The organism is Providencia sp. PROV033 (assembly GCF_028484855.1).
Lineage (GTDB): Bacteria > Pseudomonadota > Gammaproteobacteria > Enterobacterales > Enterobacteriaceae > Providencia > Providencia alcalifaciens.
In genome coordinates, this window is record NZ_JAMPSW010000180.1 from 1 (window position 1) to 2,674 (window position 2,674).

Genomic DNA, 2,674 nt, shown 5'->3' on the forward strand with positions numbered 1-2,674 from the left:
AATATCAGAAGAACAAATTGGCTTTTATTGTATCGATATAGAGCGTTCTCCGCATGAAGGTATCATGGCGGCTTTTTTAATTAGAGTGGTATTTAATGATTTGCTCAAGAGCGCAGTAAATAACCGAGATAAAAAATTGCCTCAAATTGATAACATTATTAACCAAATAAATCATCTACTTGAAGAGTCAGGTTTTTCAGGTCAGTTTCCTTTGCTGCTTGGTTACTTTAATACTAAGTCCAAAAGTGTGATTTTGGCGAGTGCAGGGCTCGAAGCTGATATTACCACGGGGAATGAGCACTACCACTTAGCGCGCAACATTCCATTGGGCACCTTGAAAACATACCATTCAAATCGATTAGATTTTCAAGGTGAGAATTGGAGATGCCTTATTCATAATTCGAATCAAAAAATTAAGCTGATGTTTAATCCTGATGCTCAGAAATAATGCATGTATTTAATGAATATGGGTTCTATTTATCTTAAATGGGGCTATCTCTATTTATTCAATAATGAATCCTGATATACTGGCGCGCACTAAAAACGCGCCAGTATAGTTTATTGACAAGATAAATGGTGCTTATTAAATTTTCGGAGTTCTCAAGATGATCAAACGCAAGGTGCGTAAAGCGGTAATCCCTGTAGCGGGTTTAGGAACACGGATGCTTCCTGCAACGAAAGCGATCCCGAAAGAGATGTTACCTGTTGTGGATAAGCCTTTAATCCAATATGTAGTTAATGAGTGTATTGCTGCTGGGATTAATGAAATTGTGTTAGTAACACACTCATCTAAAAATTCTATTGAAAACCACTTCGATACGAGCTTTGAACTTGAAGCTATCTTAGAAGCGCGTGTGAAACGCCAACTGTTGGATGAGGTTAAGTCTATTTGTCCAAGCCATGTGACGATTATGCAAACGCGCCAAGGTATTGCTAAAGGTTTGGGACATGCGATTCTATGTGCTAAGCCATTAGTGGGTAACGAACCTTTTGCCGTCATTCTTCCTGACGTTATTTTAGATCGCTACAGCACCGATTTAACGAAGTTCAATCTTAAAGAGATGTTAGAACATTATGAAACAACAGGAGCTAGCCAAATTTTAGTTGAGCCAGTACCAGAAGAAGATGTTTCTAACTATGGGATTGTGGATTGTAATGGTGTGACATTACAACCAGGCGATAGTAAACCTATTTCTCGTATGGTTGAAAAACCTAAGCGTGATGAAGCGCCATCAAATTTATCAATTGTAGGGCGTTATGTATTATCTGAAAAAATTTGGGATGCATTGGCAAAAACTGCCCCAGGTGCTGGCGACGAAATTCAATTAACAGATGCCATCGCTTTAATGATGGAAAATAAAGAACCTGTTGAAGCTTACCACTTATGTGGTAAAAGCCATGACTGCGGAAATAAATTAGGTTACATGAAAGCCTTCGTAGAATATGGCATGCAACACGATACGTTAGGAAATGATTTTTCCGCATGGATTCAAGAGTTAGCCGCTAATTTAGATACTACTGCGAAATCTAATTAATAGATAAACTCCCTTTATGCGTAAAAAAAGCTAACCAAAATGGTTAGCTTTTTTTATACAAATCCATAAAGGGAGTATTCGGATTTTAAGTGTCATTAAATGTCAGTGATATAATATAAATCTATAACACCTGTGTCGCGTGTGAATTAATTAGCGTAAGACCTATCAAGGTGAGTTCAAGAATTTTATCTGATGAGATTACGTAACTTTACTTTAACGCTATATTTTATTTTGTACTATTATTTTTGATTAGCGCTGGATGAAGAAAAACGGATTAGGAAAGATGAAGGATGGATAATATTGGGGTTGTTATAAATAAAAACACCCTTATAAAAAGGGTGTTTAGAATTTGAAAGGTTGTTAATCTTAGATTAAGAAATCGTCTAAAGATTTACCTTGTTCTTCGATTGCAACTTTAATTACTGCTGGAGTACGACCTTGGCCTGTCCAAGTTTTAGTTTCGCCGTTCTCATCAACATATTTATATTTTGCTGGACGAGCTGCACGTTTAGCGCGGGTGCTAGTGCTTTTACCTGAATCCATAGTTTGCAGAAGGTCATTTAAATCTACGCCTTGTTCTAAAATCATTTCGCGAACTTTTTCCAGTTTACGATTACGTTCTTCGACTTCAGCGCGAGCTTGGCTTTCTTCTTCACGACGCTCATCAACAACGACGGTTAATTTTTCCAGCATTTCTTCTAAAGATTCTAAAGTAACTTCACGTGCTTGAGCACGAAGAGTACGGATGTTATTTAAGGCTTTTAATGATTCGCTCATTTTCCTGGTCTCAATTTTATATGTTGGCATGTGTACAGTAATAATAGAGTGCTATTTTAAATTCTGCAATAGCTAAATTACTTTCGTAGTTTAAAAGTTATCTTTAACGAATGCAATTTTTTTACAAAAGAATTATAAAAATTTTCGTTGCTATAAATTTCGCTATTATCAATAACGGAACTAATGAAAAAAGGTAATTAGGAAATGCCAATAAAATTTATATTAATAGGCTCATGATAAGCATTACCTTTTGTTTGGGGATGTATCAATGGATGTCTTTGGCGGATTCAAGTCCGAAGTGCAACGCTAAGCCGCCTTTCTTAGCTCCGCAAACACCACCGAAGGTTGTCTGAACCCCAGAC

2 protein-coding genes and 1 pseudogene are annotated in these 2,674 nt (G+C 36.7%); 2 read left to right on the forward strand and 1 reads right to left on the reverse strand.

Annotated features, from left to right (window positions below):
* Window positions 1-448, forward strand: a pseudogene (locus tag PSF16_RS17075) (two-component system response regulator RssB); the annotation flags it as partial.
* Between the two features lie 157 nt (window positions 449-605).
* The gene (gene galU / locus PSF16_RS17080) at window positions 606-1,535 is read left to right on the forward strand and encodes a UTP--glucose-1-phosphate uridylyltransferase GalU (protein ID WP_006658746.1); all 930 of its coding nucleotides are present in this window, start codon (window positions 606-608) and stop codon (window positions 1,533-1,535) included.
* 366 nt (window positions 1,536-1,901) lie between these two features.
* On the opposite strand, the gene hns is transcribed toward galU, so the two are convergent.
* The gene (gene hns, locus PSF16_RS17085) at window positions 1,902-2,312 is read right to left on the reverse strand and encodes a histone-like nucleoid-structuring protein H-NS (RefSeq protein ID WP_006661675.1); all 411 of its coding nucleotides are present in this window, start codon (window positions 2,310-2,312) and stop codon (window positions 1,902-1,904) included.
* Window positions 2,313-2,674: the final 362 nt, after the last annotated feature.

Coding starts and splice junctions, on each gene's coding strand:
- galU (WP_006658746.1), top strand. CDS start 606: ATGATCAAACGCAAGGTGCGTAAAGCGGTAATCCCTGTAGCGGGTTTA.
- hns (WP_006661675.1), bottom strand. CDS start 2,312: ATGAGCGAATCATTAAAAGCCTTAAATAACATCCGTACTCTTCGTGCT.